Source organism: Chryseobacterium sp. S90, from assembly GCF_047444895.1.
Taxonomy (GTDB): domain Bacteria; phylum Bacteroidota; class Bacteroidia; order Flavobacteriales; family Weeksellaceae; genus Chryseobacterium.
In genome coordinates, this window is the sequence record NZ_JBLGCX010000004.1 from 265,905 (window position 1) to 283,453 (window position 17,549).

The 17,549-nt window shown below is 36.4% G+C and carries 16 protein-coding genes; 4 read left to right on the forward strand and 12 right to left on the reverse strand.

Annotated features, from left to right (window positions below):
* Positions 1-25: 25 nt before the first annotated feature.
* From ACLMCG_RS13265 to ACLMCG_RS13280, 4 genes are all read right to left on the reverse strand, one after another.
* Positions 26-373 (reverse strand): DUF1801 domain-containing protein, encoded by a 348-nt coding sequence (locus tag ACLMCG_RS13265; protein ID WP_413959877.1) that lies wholly within the window; start codon positions 371-373, stop codon positions 26-28.
* An 18-nt stretch (positions 374-391) separates the two neighbouring features.
* Positions 392-2,230, reverse strand: a complete 1,839-nt coding sequence (locus ACLMCG_RS13270) for an ABC transporter ATP-binding protein (RefSeq protein WP_223598410.1) — start codon at positions 2,228-2,230, stop codon at positions 392-394.
* Positions 2,231-2,464: 234 nt separating this feature from the next.
* Positions 2,465-3,385, reverse strand: coding sequence for a M28 family peptidase (locus tag ACLMCG_RS13275; RefSeq protein ID WP_413959878.1), 921 nt, complete (start codon positions 3,383-3,385; stop codon positions 2,465-2,467).
* 132 nt (positions 3,386-3,517) lie between these two features.
* Positions 3,518-3,907 (reverse strand): DUF4293 family protein, encoded by a 390-nt coding sequence (locus tag ACLMCG_RS13280; protein WP_223598412.1) that lies wholly within the window; start codon positions 3,905-3,907, stop codon positions 3,518-3,520.
* Positions 3,908-4,050: 143 nt separating this feature from the next.
* Here ACLMCG_RS13280 and rho point away from each other — a divergent pair, with 143 nt between their 5' ends.
* Positions 4,051-5,883, forward strand: a complete 1,833-nt coding sequence (gene rho / locus ACLMCG_RS13285) for a transcription termination factor Rho (protein WP_413959879.1) — start codon at positions 4,051-4,053, stop codon at positions 5,881-5,883.
* Positions 5,884-6,080: 197 nt separating this feature from the next.
* Positions 6,081-6,677 (forward strand): superoxide dismutase, encoded by a 597-nt coding sequence (locus tag ACLMCG_RS13290; RefSeq protein WP_255813510.1) that lies wholly within the window; start codon positions 6,081-6,083, stop codon positions 6,675-6,677.
* 71 nt (positions 6,678-6,748) lie between these two features.
* On the opposite strand, the gene ACLMCG_RS13295 is transcribed toward ACLMCG_RS13290, so the two are convergent.
* Positions 6,749-7,168: a DUF6146 family protein gene (locus tag ACLMCG_RS13295; RefSeq protein ID WP_413959880.1), complete on the reverse strand. Its 420-nt coding sequence runs from the start codon at positions 7,166-7,168 to the stop codon at positions 6,749-6,751.
* A 51-nt stretch (positions 7,169-7,219) separates the two neighbouring features.
* Entirely contained in the window at positions 7,220-8,410 is a 1,191-nt protein-coding gene (locus ACLMCG_RS13300; RefSeq protein ID WP_223598416.1) for an endonuclease, read from the reverse strand.
* A 250-nt stretch (positions 8,411-8,660) separates the two neighbouring features.
* On the opposite strand from ACLMCG_RS13300, the gene ACLMCG_RS13305 reads away from it, so the two are divergent.
* Positions 8,661-11,537 carry a carboxypeptidase regulatory-like domain-containing protein gene (locus ACLMCG_RS13305; RefSeq protein WP_413959881.1) on the forward strand — a complete coding sequence of 959 codons (2,877 nt, stop codon included), beginning with the start codon at positions 8,661-8,663 and terminating at the stop codon, positions 11,535-11,537.
* 26 nt (positions 11,538-11,563) lie between these two features.
* Positions 11,564-12,988, forward strand: a complete 1,425-nt coding sequence (locus ACLMCG_RS13310; RefSeq protein ID WP_413959882.1) for a DUF5689 domain-containing protein — start codon at positions 11,564-11,566, stop codon at positions 12,986-12,988.
* A gap of 94 nt (positions 12,989-13,082) precedes the next feature.
* On the opposite strand, the gene ACLMCG_RS13315 is transcribed toward ACLMCG_RS13310, so the two are convergent.
* From ACLMCG_RS13315 to ACLMCG_RS13340, 6 genes are all read right to left on the reverse strand, one after another.
* Complete coding sequence (locus ACLMCG_RS13315) at positions 13,083-13,634, reverse strand: inclusion body family protein (RefSeq protein WP_149834031.1); 552 nt, start codon at positions 13,632-13,634, stop codon at positions 13,083-13,085.
* A 275-nt stretch (positions 13,635-13,909) separates the two neighbouring features.
* Positions 13,910-14,380 carry a DUF6702 family protein gene (locus ACLMCG_RS13320; protein WP_223598419.1) on the reverse strand — a complete coding sequence of 157 codons (471 nt, stop codon included), beginning with the start codon at positions 14,378-14,380 and terminating at the stop codon, positions 13,910-13,912.
* A 58-nt stretch (positions 14,381-14,438) separates the two neighbouring features.
* Positions 14,439-15,191 (reverse strand): TIGR00730 family Rossman fold protein, encoded by a 753-nt coding sequence (locus tag ACLMCG_RS13325; RefSeq protein WP_052186347.1) that lies wholly within the window; start codon positions 15,189-15,191, stop codon positions 14,439-14,441.
* 8 nt (positions 15,192-15,199) lie between these two features.
* A complete protein-coding gene (locus ACLMCG_RS13330; protein WP_223598420.1) occupies positions 15,200-15,913 on the reverse strand; it encodes a nucleotidyltransferase family protein in 714 nt (237 codons plus the stop codon).
* Between the two features lie 109 nt (positions 15,914-16,022).
* Positions 16,023-16,430: an RNase adapter RapZ gene (locus ACLMCG_RS13335; RefSeq protein WP_223598421.1), complete on the reverse strand. Its 408-nt coding sequence runs from the start codon at positions 16,428-16,430 to the stop codon at positions 16,023-16,025.
* A gap of 95 nt (positions 16,431-16,525) precedes the next feature.
* On the reverse strand, positions 16,526-17,545 hold the full coding sequence (locus ACLMCG_RS13340; protein WP_413959883.1) for an aminoglycoside phosphotransferase family protein: 1,020 nt from the start codon (positions 17,543-17,545) through the stop codon (positions 16,526-16,528).
* Between the last annotated feature and the right edge of the window lie 4 nt (positions 17,546-17,549).

The window sequence follows — 17,549 nt, forward strand, 5'->3', positions numbered from 1 at the left end:
GTACGATGATTCGTGCCGGAGTTTTTTATTTTATATGCTTTTTAATCTCTTCCGTGAGGTTTAATATGAATTCTACGGGAAGATCTTCTTCAGGATCAATCAAGAGGATTTTAAACTTCTTTCTGCCATCCATTATCAGCTCAGGATAATCCAGTCTGTCACCGTGGTAAAAGCTGATATAATGTTTCTTATATTTTTTGCTGTAATAGAAATAACACAGCATCTTCTTTTTGTACTTGATAAACGGAAGCCCGAAACTGAATGTTTCCGTAATATTTTCGGGATCGGAAGCTAAAATAGAATCACGTAAAAATAAAAGAGTACTTCTCTCAGGCTCTTCGATTCTGTAGAAATACTCTTGTATGGGATTCATTTTAATTGAATTAAAATATTAGTCGAAGTTTTGAAGTTCAACAAGTTTATTATACATTCCTTTTTTAGCGATCAGGTCATGATGTGTTCCCTGTTCTACAATATCACCTTTTTCCATCACCACGATCCAGTCTGCTTTCTGAATTGTTGAAAGACGGTGGGCGATTACCAGGGAAGTTCTGTTTTCCATCATTTTCTCCAGTGCATCCTGTACAAATCTTTCAGATTCCGTATCCAATGCAGAGGTTGCTTCATCCAGAATCATAATTGGTGGGTTTTTCAATACAGCTCTCGCAATAGAAACTCTCTGCTTCTGACCTCCGGAAAGCTTACCGCCATCATCTCCGATATTGGAATCATATCCTTCAGGAAGCCTTGTGATAAATGCATCTGCATTGGCAATTTTTGCCGCTGCAATCACTTCTTCTCTTGTAGCATCAGGTTTACCCATCAGAATATTATTGTAAACGGAATCATTGAATAATACAGATTCCTGGGTTACCATACCCAGAAGCTTGCGGTATTCATTTAATTTTAAATGTTTAATATTCGTGCCGTCAATCATGATTTCTCCTTCAGAAACATCATAGAATCTAGCTAAAAGATTGGCAATGGTTGTTTTACCACTTCCACTTTGTCCAACAAGAGCAACCGTTTTTCCTTTTGGAATAGAAAGTGAGAAGTTTTTAAGGATCGTATGGTCTTTATCGTAGTAAAAACCAATATTATTAAATTCGATTGAACTATTTAATGTTGAGATAGAAACAGGATTTGCTATTTCATCAATTTTTACATCAGCATCCAGAATGGCTAATACTCTTTCAAGAGAAGCTTCTCCTTTCTGTACATTCGAAATTGACTGTGATAAACTTTTCACAGGAGGTAAAATCTGGAAGAAAATCCCCAGGAAAACCAAGAAGTCAGCTGGTGAAATACTTTGTTCTACAATAATTTGTTTTCCACCGTACCAGGCGATAATTAAGAACGTAACCGAACCTAAAAATTCGCTCATCGGAGATGCCAGTTCCTTTTTTCTACCTAATCTTATGGAACTGTTGATCCATTTCTGCATTGACTGCATAAAACGGTTGTCCATTATTTTTTCGGCACTGAAAATCTTAATCACTTTTGTAGATTTCAATGTTTCATCTACAATTGAGAAAATAGTTCCCATTTCATTCTGAGCTTCATGAGAGTCTTTTTTCAGGCTTTTCCCTATTAAAGCAATCATCGTCCCCATTACAGGCAATACCAGAAGTGAGAAAAGAGTCATCTCTGTACTTAAGAAGAAAAGAGTCACCAATGTGCTTATCAACATGAAAGGTGCGTTGATTAATTCCACTAAACTTCCCAAGATATTACCTTCTACTTCACCCACGTCATTTGACATACGGGACATCAGATCTCCCTTTCTGCTTTCCGTAAAAAAGGAAACAGGTAAAGCAAGAATCTTTCTGTACATCGCTCCACGAAGGTCTTTAGTAACCCCTACACGATAATTGATCAGTAAAAACGAACCCAAATATCTGAAAAGGTTTCTCAGTAAAAACATAAAAGCCGTTATCACGCAAAGCCAGGCCAAAACGTTAAGGGCTCCATGTTCAGTTACTAAAGTCTGAACATAATAATTGGCGTATTCTTTTGCATAAGAGAAAAAATCTAAAATCTCTCCTGAATAAACAGGAGGATGGCTGTATTTTTTAGCCTCTATGGTTCCGAAAAGCATTCCCAAAACCGGTAGAATAGTCCCTAAGGAAGCAATCTGAAATACAGAATACATAAGGTTGAAAAACAAACTTCCGTAGATGTATTTTTGGTGAGGTCTTGCGAACTTCAGTATTTTAATATATTGGTTCATTCAATGAAAAAATTGGATAGCAAAATTACGTAAAATTAAAAGATAAGACGTTCTTAATCCTGTTTTACTTTAATGGATATGTTCCAAAAAATGTCTTTTTGTTACAACTCAGGAGTATTGTACTTTATTTTTTAGTAAATAATTGGACACTGAAACTCAATATTAAAAGATATAAGGCTGTGGCTGTTTAACAAAAAAACCGCTGAAAAAGCGGTTCTCTATAGGATAGTTTAATTAAAATTTTACCTGATCGTTATACTTTGGATTGAAATTTTTAGGATTCAGTTTATCCAGCGTTTTTCCAAAATTATTGATAATCTGCGTCATATTATCGAAATCTACGATGTTGATATCATCATTTTCGTGGTGATAATGAGAAGCTTTCGTCATATCAACGGTAGAGAATGAATGGGCAATGATTTTCTTTTTTACAAAGCTGACATTGTCTGAACGGTAAAACAGCTGCTGTTTTGCATAGGGATCTGCATTGATTTTTAATCCGTTTACAGCATTTTTATTGAAAAGTTCATCAAGATCTGAGAATCCGTCTCCGGTCATATATAATGCATTTTTTCCCCATTGCGATTCTGTAGCTACCATTTCAAAATTGAAAAGGGCAGTCATCTTATTATAAATAGGATCCAGATTGGTGTCTGTGGAAATAGCTCTTGACCCCAGCATTCCTTTTTCTTCTCCATTGAAGGCCATGAAAACCATTGAGAATTCTGGCTTTTTATTTTTAAAATAGTCGGCAATACTTACAAGAGTTGTAATTCCGCTGGCATCATCATCTGCTCCGTTATAAATGTTGTCACCACTCTTGTCACTGGTCCCGATATGATCAAAATGCCCTGAAAATCCAAGATATTGATCTGTCTTTCCCTTTTTAACCCCGCAGACATTGTATACCGTTTTCCCATTATAATCAAATGGTACCAGATATGATTTTCCGGTACAGTATTCCAGATTATTTTCTTTGAAGAGCTTAGCAATGTAGTTAGCAGCATTTTCATTTTCCTGAGTTCCGATTTCACGGCCCTTCATTTCGTCTGAAGCAAGAGTGGAAAGAACTGTTTTTACTTTTTCTTTGGAAACCTCCTGTGCAAAAGTAAATACAGAGAATAGTGATAAAGTAAGGTATGTTAGCTTTTTCATTGTCTTTTATTAAAAGTTATATGATCTGTCGTGGTTTTGATCAAAAAGTTGCATTGAATTTACAGAATATATGGTAAATAAAAAAACAGCTCCTTAAAAGAAGCTGTTCTCACTCAAAAAATCGTTGTAAGGTTATCGAAGTCTGTCTACAGATTTTACGAGCCTCTCATCTTTACGGATATAGATGTTTGCAATAAGCAGACATATTACCGCAATCAATGGGAAAATTGGCTCAATACCCTTCTCAGGAATCTGAATTCCTCCGGATAAGTTGAGTAACCAGTACGCCAATACACCAATCAACAAAACGTTTATAATGATGCTGATGGTATTCAGCAAAATTTGTCTTTTTCTGTTTTTGAAACTAAAAATACTTAATGCTCCAATGATTACAAGCACTATACTGCCAATATTAAGTAGAGGAATACTGTCGGAAATGACAACATCCTGTCCTGTTATAAAAAGGAAAACAGCAGCTAAAACTGCCAATAGCGTCCATATAGTTTGTATTCTCTGTAGCATTGAATATTAAATTCTTGGCAAAAATAACATAAATTTTGCACAATTCAAAAATAAGTGTAGATTTGCATTATACAATGTACTTGAAAACAAAAGTCACCGGACTTACTTTTCTTACTCACAATTAATTACATTTTTACATAAATATGTTTAACATAGAAACGTTAAGGTCAAAATCCGTAACGGAACTGACTAAAATCTTAAAAGATTTGGGCGTTAAAGTTGCAAGAACCAGCAATGAAAATGACAAGATCTTTGCTATTCTTGACTTTCAGGCTTCTAACCCTAAAGTTGCAAAAGATTATTTCAACGCCACAGAAACCACCAGTATAAATACTGAAGAGGCCCCAGCAGAAAAAACTGCTAAAGCCCCGGTAAGAAAAGCTGCTCCGAAAAAAACGGCAGCAAAACCAAAAGCCAATACAAAAGCTCCGGAAGAACCTAAAGCAGAGGAAAAAGTAGAAGAAAAGGTACCGGCTCCTGAAGAAATAAAACAGGAAGAACCTAAAGCAGAAGTATCGGTAGCGGCCACCACAGAAGATGTATCAGCCGCAGCTCAAGCTAAAAAGAAAAGAAAAAGAGTTTCTACCAATACAGGTAACGCAGAAGTATCTCAGGAAAAAACAGAAGCTCCAAAAAACACAGAATCTCAAGAGCCTGCTCAGGCCGAAGAAAAGCCGAACAATCCCCCTCAACAACAGGCTAACAGACCTCAAAAAGGACACAACCATCCACAGAACAGTGGAAACCAACATAAAAATCAAAACCAAAACCAGCACCAGCAGCATCAAAACCAAAATCAGAATCAAAACAGACATTCTGAGAAGGCAGAGGAGCAGCATGACCATAAAAAAGAATTTAATTTCGATGGATTGGTAAGTATTGAAGGGGTTTTGGAAATACTACCGGATAACTACGGATTTTTACGTTCTTCAGATTTCAGTTATATCTCTTCTCCTGATGATGTGTATGTATCTACTGCTCAGATTAGAAATTATGGGTTGAAAACCGGAGATACTGTAAAAGGAATTGTAAGACTTCCAAAAGAAGGAGAGAAATATTTTTCACTATTAAAACCTACAGAAGTTAATGGTCGTGATCTTGCGTTCATTAAAGACCGTGTAGCTTTTGAATATCTTACACCGCTTTTCCCTGAAGAGAAATTCAATCTTGCAGGAAGCGAATCTACGGTTTCTACAAGAATTGTAGACCTGTTTGCACCTATTGGAAAAGGACAGAGAGCAATGATCGTGGCACAGCCTAAAACAGGTAAGACGATGTTGCTGAAAGATATCGCCAATTCTATTGCTGCTAACCACCCTGAAGTATACATGATGGTTCTTTTGATTGATGAACGTCCGGAAGAGGTTACTGATATGGAAAGAAGTGTAAATGCAGAAGTTATTGCTTCCACCTTTGACGAAGCAGCTGAAAAACATGTGAAAGTAGCTAACCTTGTTCTTGCGAAAGCTCAGAGAATGGTTGAATGCGGGCACGATGTTGTTATATTACTGGATTCAATCACAAGATTGGCAAGAGCATACAACACTGTTACTCCTGCATCAGGTAAGGTTCTTTCCGGTGGGGTAGATGCCAATGCTCTTCACAAGCCGAAAAGATTCTTTGGAGCAGCAAGAAAAATCGAAGGAGGAGGATCTCTTACGATCATTGCCACTGCATTGATTGATACAGGATCTAAAATGGATGAAGTGATTTTTGAAGAATTTAAAGGTACCGGTAATATGGAGCTTCAATTAGACAGAAAAATTGCAAACAGAAGAATTTATCCTGCTATCGACTTAATTTCTTCCAGCACCCGTAGAGATGATCTTCTTTTAGATGAAGTAACTTCTCAGAGAATGTGGATCTTCAGAAAATACCTTTCTGAAATGAATCCTGTGGAAGCAATGGAATTTGTAAATAAAAACATTAAAGGAACTCTTAATAATGAAGAATTCCTGATGTCTATGAATAAATAAATTAATTTAATTATTGTTTAATAGAAAGCACGGGCCATTGGGTTCGTGCTTTTTGTTGTCATGTAGATAAATATTTTAAAACGTAATTCATTCTAAATCAATATATCAATGTTAAAGATTTATTAAAGTAATATTCAATCCTTGATAATCCCTTAAATATTGGCTAATTTTGGAATATAACATTAAAAATAAAGATTATGTCATTTGAATTACCAAAACTAGGATATGCATATGATGCATTAGAGCCAACTATTGATGCAAGAACTATGGAAATCCACCATACAAAACACCACCAGGCATACATTGACAATTTAAATAAAGCAATTGAAGGAACTGAACTAGCAGGAAAAACTATTGAAGAAATCTGCCAGACAGGAACTGATAAGCCAGCAGTAAGAAATAATGGAGGAGGACACTTCAATCACTCATTATTCTGGGAAATTTTAACTCCGGGAGGAAGCAAAGAGCCTGTAGGAAATGTAAAAACAGCTATCGAAAATTACGGAGGTCTTGAGAAATTCAAAACTGACTTCTCTGATGCTGCTAAAACAAGATTCGGTTCAGGATGGGCATGGTTGGTAAAAAATGCTGACGGTTCTGTATCTGTTTCTTCTACACCAAACCAGGACAACCCGTTAATGCCTGTAGCAGACGTTAAAGGAACTCCGGTTTTAGGATTAGATGTTTGGGAGCACGCTTATTATTTAAACTACCAAAACAGAAGACCTGACTATGTTTCTGCATTCTTCGATGTAGTAAACTGGGATAAAGTAGAGGAATTATTCAATAAATAATTTTCAGCTATTATAAAAATAAAAAGGTTCAGAATTACTCTGAACCTTTTTTATTGAGTGTCATTGTATAATTATCTTATGGCATCGCTTCCGGATAAACCATTCATTCTTAGTTTATATTTCCAGTTTACATATACGAAAACCTGATATAATTTATATTCAAACTTAATCCCATAATTTTCCTGAGGATCATAATCTATTCCGGATTCTATGATATTTCTGTACCTCCCAGAGTTATAATAACTGTTCCATTCGTTCACCAAAAATGTGTTTTTTGTCTTCAGATAAGATTCTGTATACTGGCTGATGGGTTTGGCAACAGCGCTCAAAAAATAATCGAATTGCGTATCAATAACCGTAAGATCCCATTCTCCGTCTTCATTTTTAGAAGGCTTCATTTCATGTTGTTCTTTATCTTTCTTTGGTTTTTCCTGGGAAAAGCAGCTGTAAGGTATTAACGCGATCAATACCAATAAAATAATATTTTTCATGATTAAGGTATTTACATAAAAAAAGCACTCCAATAAGAGTGCCTAACTTGTTTATGGTTCTTTCTGAAGAACTACAAATGCCGGAAAGTGATCACTGTAGCCTCCTGTAAATTGATCTCCATTCCAGGATCTGAAAGGATATCCTTTATAATTTCCTTCTTTATTGACTAAATAAGCCGGGGCAAAAATTTCGGTTTTGTACACCGAATATTCTTTAGTTACCTGATCTGAAATTACGTTTTTAGAAACAATAATCTGGTCAAACAGGTTCGGTGCATCCTGATAAGCAAGAGATGCCACCCCTTTCTTATATAAAGGATACATCAGATTCAGGTAGGGTGTTTCTTCACTTAAATCTTTAGGTGCTGCCTGTGCTTTCAGGTGGTTTTTTAAACTTGGGCTTACAGGATCATCATTAAAGTCACCCATTGCAAAAAGCTTAGTTGCTGGGTCTGCGGCTCTTATACTGTCCATTTGTTGTTTCAATAAAGCTGCAGCTGCATTTCTTTTCGGTAAAGAAATTGCTTCACCTCCTCTTCTTGAAGGCCAGTGGTTCATAAAGAATGCCACTTTTTCATTATCTAAAAACCCTGTTACAACAAGGATATCTCTCGTATATTCTCTTCTTCCGTTGTCACCGTATATTTTCAGTTCTTTTTTTAATGAATTGGTAGGAGTGAATCTTCTTTTCTGATAGATCAATGCAACGTCAATCCCTCTGTAGTCATAAGAGTTGTAATGAATGATTCCGTAATCATATTTCTTTAAAGCAGGTTCGTTGATCAGATCCTGGATAACCTGTCTGTTTTCAACCTCAATTAAGCCAACTACTGCCGGAGCTGTTTTGGTATATTGTGCTCCCATTTCAGAAATTACTTTGGCTTCATTGGCCAGTTTTGCTTTATAAATTTTAGTCCCGTAGTTCTTTGCGCTTTTTGGGGTAAATTCTTCAGAACCACCTTGTTCTCTAACTACTTTTTTACCAATCAAAGCTCCGTCGCTCCATGGTCCGTCATATTTTTCAGCCTCCAGAAATTTGATAGAATCTATAGGAATACTTCTGTGAAAAGCAGGATTTTTAATGTCTTTGGTCCCATCAATATAATCCGCTGAGCGGATAGTGTCCCAAAGGTTTTCTACGTTTAAAAAACCTACGGTAGCTACTTTTCTCAGTTTTCCCTGTTGCTGTGAAAATGCCATGATCGAAATAATGATGGCAAACAGACTCGAAAATCTCTTCATCCTCTTTGAGTTATTATTAATACTATTTAATTTACAAATTTACTTTTTTTAATTCACTACGTTTTAAATATTTGTAAATTTAAAAGCAATTGTCTTAGTGTCAATTATATAATGATTCTTAAAACCTTGCAGTGTTAAGGAAAAATAGGGTTAAAAAAGTGGTGAATTACAAAATTTGATTAAATTTGTGCCCCCAACTTTTAAACTGTTGAAAATTAATAAGAAAAGTATTAAAAAAATAAACATACTCATGATTAAAAAATTATCATTGATCTCTTTATTTACTTTGCTGCCTGCTTCATATTATTATGCGCAGACAACAGTGTTTGCGTATCTTAAGGATGCGGAAGGAAAGCCTGTTGAGCAAGCAAGTGTAGATTTAAAAGGAGCAGGAAATGATGCAAAGGCAGACAAAATCGGATATTTCCAATTTACGGATTTGATGCCAGGACATTATCAGATTATGGTTACAAAACCAAATTTCGAAACTAAAATTTTTGAATTTGATGTAACCAGTGATGAGAAGAGAAAAGATCTTGGAGTAATTACTCTTTATTCTGCATTGAACGGTGCAGATCAGGGACTGGCTATCATAGAAGATTCGGGAGAAAGTGATAGCGGTGGTGCACAGCAAACAGCCACTGTAGGATTACTGCAGTCTTCTCAGGATGTATTCAACAGAATTGCAAGTTTCGATTTAGGACCGTACTGGTTTCGCCCAAGAGGAATTGATAGCAGAACAGGGGAGAATATGATCAACGGGGTTTCTATGGCCGCTGCAGATAATGGAGATGTAGATTTCAGTACTTGGGGAGGATTGAACGAAATCACCCGTTACCCGGAAATTTCAGCTAATCATGCACCTTCTGAATATGCTTTCGGAGGAACTACCGGAGTATTTTATAAGAATACTAAAGCCAGCGAGTACAGAAAAGGAAGTCAATTGACGTACTCTCTGACCAACAGAAACTATACGAACAGACTGTCTTACAGATTCTCTTCCGGAATGAATAAGAACGGATGGGCATTTACAGGAATGATCGCAAGAAGATGGGCACAGGAAGGGATTCAGGATGGTACTGCTTATGATGCATACAGTGGATATGTTGGTATTGAGAAGAAATTCAGTGACAGCCATACAATGACCTTAAATGCCATTGGTTCCAAATATTCAAGAAGTTCTTCAAGTCCAAGCACTCAGGAAGTATATGATTTCAGAGGAGTTCATTATAATTCTTACTGGGGATGGCAAAACGGAGATAAAAGAAATGAAAGAGTAAAAAGAGGTTTCCAGCCAATGATCCAATTGCAGGATTTCTGGAAAATCAATAAAAACGCTCAGCTATGGACGTCTGTTTCTTACCAGTTTGGTAAAGAATACAGTTCGAGACTGGATTGGTACAGAGCTAATAACCCGTCTCCGACCTATTACCGTAATTTACCAAGCTATTGGTTAAACTATACAAATCCGTCTCCGGAACAGGCTGCCAATATCGGTATTACAAGAGACTGGTGGACTAATGATGATCAGTCACATACACAGATCAACTGGGATAATCTTTATAATGCCAACAGAAACGTAGAGTATAATGCTATGTTAGGGGGTAGAAGAGCAGCTTATTATCTTGTGGATGACGTAAAAGACGATAAAGTATGGAATGTCTCTACACACTACACATATAATTTTAGCGATACATCCCGTTTTATTTTAAATTTATCTTACCAGAACTACAGATCTGAACAGTACAGAGAAGTAAATGATCTTTTGGGTGCTGATTTCGCTTTGAATATGGACCCGTTTGCATCCAATACAACGGCAGGCAGTGTTTGGGGTAAATTTAATACAAGAGAAAATGATACCGATGTTGCCAAAAGAGAAGGCGACAAAATAGGATACAGCTATATTTTCAGAAGACAGGAATTTAAAGTAAATCCTGCTTTCAAATTCTCGACTGGGAAATTTGATGTTTTTGTTTCCGGATTATTCGGATATACAACGAACAGCAGAGAAGGATTGTTTCAGCATTATCTATATGAGTCTTCTTACGGAAAAGGAGCAGACCAAAACTTCTGGAATGCAGGGGTTAAAGGTCAGGTTACGTATAAAATCAATGGTAGAAACTTCCTGGTTTATAACGGAGCTTACTTTTCACAGTCTCCTTTCTTAAATGATATTTATTTTAATACAAGAGTAAGCGGTGTTACCACTCCGGGAATCAAGAATGTTGTTGTTGATGCCAACGATTTGAGTTATGTAATCTCTACTCCGATTGTAAAACTTAGATTGACAGGTTATCTTGTTAACACTCAAAATGAAACAAGTGTACAAAGATACTTCGCACAGGGAGTTAAGCTGACTACTCTGACTGAAAGCGGAGATCAGACTCCTGTTCAGGATGGGGCTTTCATTACTCAGGTACTGGCAGGTGCTAATAAGAGAAATATGGGTGTTGAGCTTGGTGCACAGGTGAAAGTTACGCCTACTTTAACAGCCAGCGGATTATTAAGTGTAGGACAATATACTTATACTAATAACCCTACTGTTTATTTTGCATCTGATGCTGTAGGAACGTTCAGAGAGCTTGACGGAAACGGAAATATCGTATCAAGATCTTATACTAATATGGGAGAGGCTACCCTTAAAAACTACAGACAGGGAGGAACACCTCAGGAGGCGTATACATTAGGTCTTCGTTACAGCAGCCCTAAATACTGGTGGGTAGGAGCTACATGGAACTATTTCGGACATTCATTCCTTGATCCGTCTCCGGTAACCAGAACAGAAAGATTCTATACGAACCCTAATACACCGGGAGTACCTTATGATAACGTAAGTGCAGAAGAACTTGCAAGAATTCTTACCCCTACAAAATTACCTTCAGCATTCTTCTTCAATGTGAATGCAGGTAAATCCTGGATGATTGGTAAATATTATGTATTAGTGTCTGGATCCGTAAATAATATCCTTAATAACAGAAACTTTATTACAGGTGGATTTGAGCAGACGAGAAATGTTAACTATACTGACTATGCTAATGATTATGACAGCGGAAACATGGTATTCGCTCCTAAATATTGGTATAATCAGGGTAGATCTTATTTTGTTAACCTTCAATTCAGATTCTAAAAAATTAAAATTAAAAATCGAAAACAATGAAAAATATATATTTTAAAGCGGCGATCTTTAGTGCCATTTCAATGCTGGCAATCTCGTCTTGTGTAAAAACTGATGATTATGATGTGCCGGAAATCAAATGTACCAACAAATTTGCAGCAGCTAATCACCAGTTATCTGAAATTACAACCATTGCAAAAGCAAAACCCGTTGAAGCTGATATCATTAAAGAAGATTTCATCGTAGAAGCTTATGTTTCTTCAAGTGATGAATCCGGAAATCTTTACAAAATGATGTTCCTTCAGGATAAGCCTGAAAACCCGACACAAGGTATTGAAATTGATATTGATGGTGCAAGCCAATATCTTGATTATCCGGTAGGAGCTTTAGTAAGAATCAACCTGAAAGGATTGATCGTTCAGGGAGTTAATGGAAACATTAAAGTAGGTACTTATGATCCTAACTATCCTATCGGTAGAATCAACCCAAATAAAGTTTCAAATTACATGGCAAGAGTTTGCGACGGACAGAAGCCTGTAGTAGCCGCAATGAAACCATTAGAGTTCAACTTTATCTCTGATGCTCTGAAAAACGGTGCACACATTAACCAGCTTGTGAAAATAAAAAACGTTCAGTTTGAAGAGCCTGAATTGGCAAAGAACTTTGCTGACGAATCAGCTACAGGGGATCGTTATATTACGGATAAAAAAGCAGGCAGATTAGATCTTCGTTTCAGTAACTTTTCAACTTTTGGAAAATCTCCGATCGCTCCTAAATATGAAAAAAGTGGTGATATCGTTCTTGTTTTAAGCCGTTTTACAAGCTCAAATAACGCGACAGTTTTCACAGATCAGGCTTATATAAGAGATCTTAATGATATTAATTTCCCTAACGCCAGATTCACGCCGGGGGAGCCGGAACTTCCTTCTGCTAATGCCGTAAATCTTTTCCCGAGCTCTGATTTTGAAAACTGGACATCTTTCCTGTCAAGTTTAAATAGCTTTGGGCTTATGCCTTATGCATCTCAAGGTAGTGGTTTGGGGTATAACGATACAAATTCTCTTCAGATTAAAGGTACACCTGCCAATAATGATTATGTATTTACAGCGAATGCTGCGTCAGGAATACCAGCGACTCCAAAGAGAATTACAATGTATATCAAAGGGACTGCATCAGGAAAATCACTTTCCTTCAATGTATATAGAGCAACACCACTAGCTCCTAATACATCTGCTTTCTATACATTCAATTTAGGAACATTCTCTACTGGTGCTACCTTAAGCCCTGAAAGTACTAATTCATATACTGGTTCAATTAATACAAACGGACAATGGAGACTGATTGAGCTTACCCTTACAGGTCTTACCGATCTTAACATTACCTCTGGAAAAACTATGTTTGCCCTAAAAACAGGAAAAGATGGAATATATGATCTTCAGATTGACAATATCAAAATTGAGTAATACATTAGGATAAAATATATTCTAATATACTTTATAAAAATCGGGCAGCTCGTACGAGCTGCCCGATTTTATTTATAAGAGGTTTTATTTTCGTTTACTTAACCGTAATTGTTGGATCCCAGTAAAAGTAACCGTACAAAATTTGTTTGTTACTGTCATTCGGGTCTAAAATGTAAAGACCGAACTGTACATAGAAGTTCTCTTTTCCAGTAGATCTTACTTTTGAGTCAATACTGGCAAAGCTGATATCTGCAGAGGTGGCAGGGAGACCGTTTAAAGAATTTACATCTGGTACAGCAGCTTGCTTTCTTCTCACAGAATTGTATACGAAATTATTAAAAACCTGATCTCCTGACCAGTATTTAATATTATAAATAATAACTGCGTCATCCGAATTCTGATAAATTGAAGTTCCTCTGAATGAAACTGTATCTCCGGCTCTTGCGCTGAAGTTCAGGTCAGCAGAACCTTGTCCGGAAATAGCGTTGGCATTGGAAACAATCATATGCTGGCTGTTATGGTCAATTCCTACAGGCTTATTTGGATCCGTACTGGGGTTTTTATAATTTGCTCGTACATAATCCGTGTCAATTACAATCAGGACATCTATTGCCTGACTCGATGATTTAAGTGTTACATCGTCCATGATATTTGGTTTTAGTTTGGTGTTTCTTACTCATTTGGCTTTTCAGATTCTGCCCCGTTATTAAAGTGATTCCGGCTTCACGTTTGGTTGTAATTACAATACAAATGTACATTCCTGATAATGAAAATATTACAGTGTAAATGCTGAAATTTTCAGATAGGTATTTTTACGTAATTAATCTCTTTTTCGTGATTTGTTTGATTTGGACAAAAAAATACCCTGAAAAGTTTTACTCTCCAGGGTACCCATTTTATAATGGTTAAATCTAATTCACGTTAAAAAGAAACCTCATTCACTTCTTTTCCTCTTTGAAAATTCATTGTTTTCTGGCTGCCTTTGTAGGCGATGTTCACCAGATTGATCTGCTTAGGAAAAGCGCTTAAGAGGATCGTATTTTTAATCTTTAAGGTGTTGATATCTGAAACACCTCCGGTTTCAAAATACACCCATACAGTTTCTCCACTGACCTGACTTCCTGTGAAGGTTATCGTTTTAGGAGTACCATTGACAAACACATCAAAATTATTGTTCACATATTTTTTTACCTCTGCTTCAAATCCAGCCGTGTTGGGGTTGATCTTGATCGCGTCAGAGATGTGGCTTGTATTCATTTTTGTGGTAAACTTCAATGTCTTGCTTCCATCAACATAATCCACTTTGGTCATTGAAGAGAAAAAGTCTACATACATAAAACTCATTAACACAAAAAATGTTAAAATTCCTGATATATATAAAAGTTTTTTCATCTTAATTAATAGATTTACAATCATACTTGTTAGTTATAAGTCACAAATAATATGCCAATTAAAAATTTACATTCACAGAATATTTATCATAAAAGGCTTTAATATGTGCTACAGCCTCGTCAGCGGTATCTACCACACGATAAAGATCCAAATCATCTTCAGCAATCATTCCTTCTTTCAACAAAGTTGCCTTGAACCAGTCTAATAATCCTCCCCAGAATTCGCTTCCTACCAGAACAATTGGGAATTTTCCTATTTTGTTGGTTTGAATAAGAGTCATCGCTTCAGTAAGCTCATCCAATGTCCCGAAACCGCCAGGCATTACCACAAACCCCTGAGAATATTTTACAAACATTACTTTTCTCACGAAAAAGTAATCAAAATTCATAGAATAGGATTTATTGATGTAAGGATTAAAATGCTGTTCAAAAGGAAGATCAATATTCAATCCGATAGATTTTCCTTTAGCATTGAAAGCTCCCTTATTTCCAGCTTCCATAACACCCGGACCACCTCCGGTAATGATTCCGAAGCCTATTTTGGTAATCTTCTCCGCAATATCTACAGCCATTTCATAATACTTGTTCTCCGGCTTCAGTCGGGCAGAACCAAATATAGAAACACATGGTCCAATCTTGGCCAGTTTTTCATAACCATCTACAAATTCAGCCATGACCTTGAAGACCATCCAGCTGTCTTTGGCAATTGTTTCGTCCCAGGTTTTTTGTCTGAAACTGTTATGTAGTTTTGTTTCGTTAATGTCAAGTTCCGGATTTACTAAACTTTCATCCCTAGTTCCATCAATTTCCATTGCAAAATTTATTTAAAGTGTTTTTCGGCTTCTGTTACAGATGAAGGTCTTCCGACGTCGATAAGAATACTGTCATGTACAAAACCGTGTATATGCTCGGTCTGCATAAGGTCCAGATATTCTTCCATAACAGAAAATTTGCCTGTTCTTTTTATTTTTTCGAAGATCGTAGGATTGATACAATGAATTCCGCTGAAAGCAAGCGCTTTAAAGCCTTTATTGAATTCTGCCAGCCTTTGTTCACCAGTTTGGACATTCAGCCAGCCTCTCAAAACCATATCATCATTGAAGAGGAGCTTTCTCGAGCTTTCTCTGTCGGAAACCGCTAAAGTAGCAAAATCTTTTATCTTTTTGTGGTATTCAACCAACGCATTGATGTTCAGGTCTGTGAGAATATCCGCATTCATGATTAAAAAATCTTCTCCATGATCAAGAAATTTTCTCGCAAAAATCAAGCCACCGCCTGTTTCAAGAAGCTCGTTGGTTTCATCAGAGATTTCAATCCTGCATCCGAAATTATTGTTTTTATTTAAGAAATCAACAATCTGTTCTCCAAAATGATGAATGTTGATGACAAAATCCTTTATTCCGAAACTTTTCAGGTAATTTATATTTCTTTCCAGAAGTGGAATTTCGTTTACTTTTGCCAACGCTTTCGGATGGTGATCGGTAAACGGTTTCAATCTGGTTCCTTTTCCTGCTGCGAAAATTAGAGCTTTCATTTTTTATAATTGATAAATGATAGTTGATGGATGATAAAACTTTTATAATTAATAAATGATCATTAAAATAACATTGGAAAATAATCATTTATCAATCATCGCTTATCTTTTATGAATTCAGTTGCGGTTGTTCATCGTGTTGAAGGGTGATCTCAGTTCCTTCAGGATATTTTTCTTTGATAAATTCAGCAATTTTTATGGCACAATATACTGATCTGTGCTGTCCGCCGGTACATCCGAAGTTAATCTGCAGATGTTCAAATCCTCTGTCAAGATAGTTGTCGATATTGATTGAAACAATGGATTTTACCAGTTCAAGAAACTTTGGCATTTCTGTTTTTGTTTCCAGATATTCCTGAACTCCGATATCATTTCCGGTCTGAATTTTATATTCTTCAATTCTTCCGGGATTTAAAATTCCACGGCAGTCAAAAGCGAAACCTCCGCCATTTCCTGAATTGTCTTTAGGAATTCCTCCTTTCTTGTATGAAAAACTGTGTATCTCGATGTGTAGCATATTCTTTCTTTTAAATTTTTAAACCATTAAGGTTTATTTAGTGATATTGATGTGTTTTTTATTTCGTTTCAGTCAGTCTCAGCGGAGTCGAAGACTTAGTTATTTAATATTTCCTCAATTTTTTGCTTTGCTCTGTCTGAAGTCAGCTGCTGAATTACTTTTTTCAGTTCTGGGTAATTATTCATTTGCCCCCATGAGTCGGCAAATTGTGTGATATTCTGAATTCCTTTTTCCAGACTGGCCATGAAATGCTGTTTTCTCTGAATCAGCCCCCGAAACCCATAGGCTCCCAATACCTGTAAGAATCTCATCATCTGAATGGGCATTACCGCATCTTTTAGTTGAATCTTTGTTTCAGGATTTTCAAACTGCTGAATATAAAATTCCAGCATTTCCTGTTTGAAGTCTTCTGTGAAGTTGGCTTTAGCCTGAAAAAGAAAAGAGATGACATCGTACATTAACGGTCCCCTCATTGCAGACTGGTAATCGATGAAAGAAACTTCATTCTTTTCATTCACCATGATATTTCTTGCCTGGAAATCACGGATCATAATTCCTTTAGGCTCAATGTTTTCAATGAGTAAAGCGATTTTTTTGAATTCCTTTAAAAGTGTTGATTTGTTGTATTCAAGTTCCAGGACATCAGCCACAAAATTTTTAAAATAATAAAGATCATGAATCACAGGAAGCTCATCATAACTTTCGTATTCAAAGGTTTTTGAAAAATCAATTTTTCCCTGTGTCTGTGTCTGCATTTGGAAAAGTCTTTGCAATGTCTGCTGTACCAAAGCTCTTACAGTGGAAGATTGCTGTTCTTTTGTAATAACCTCCGAAAGAGTGTGCTGTCCCAGAAATTCCTGGATATACATTTTTCTGTCATCAGAAACGGCAAGAATAGTAGGAGTATTGAGTTTCAAATTTGAAAATAACTCAGAATAGTAAAGGAAACTTTCATTTTCCGGGATATTTTCATTGTAGGTGATGATATATTTTTCAGTGCCTGCAGTGGCCAGAAAATTTACCCTCGCAGAGCCGCTTTGAGCTAATGTGACGAATTCGGAAGATTTTTTCCCCAAATGGTTTTCAAAAAATCGTTTTGCGTTTTCAGAAGTCATAATA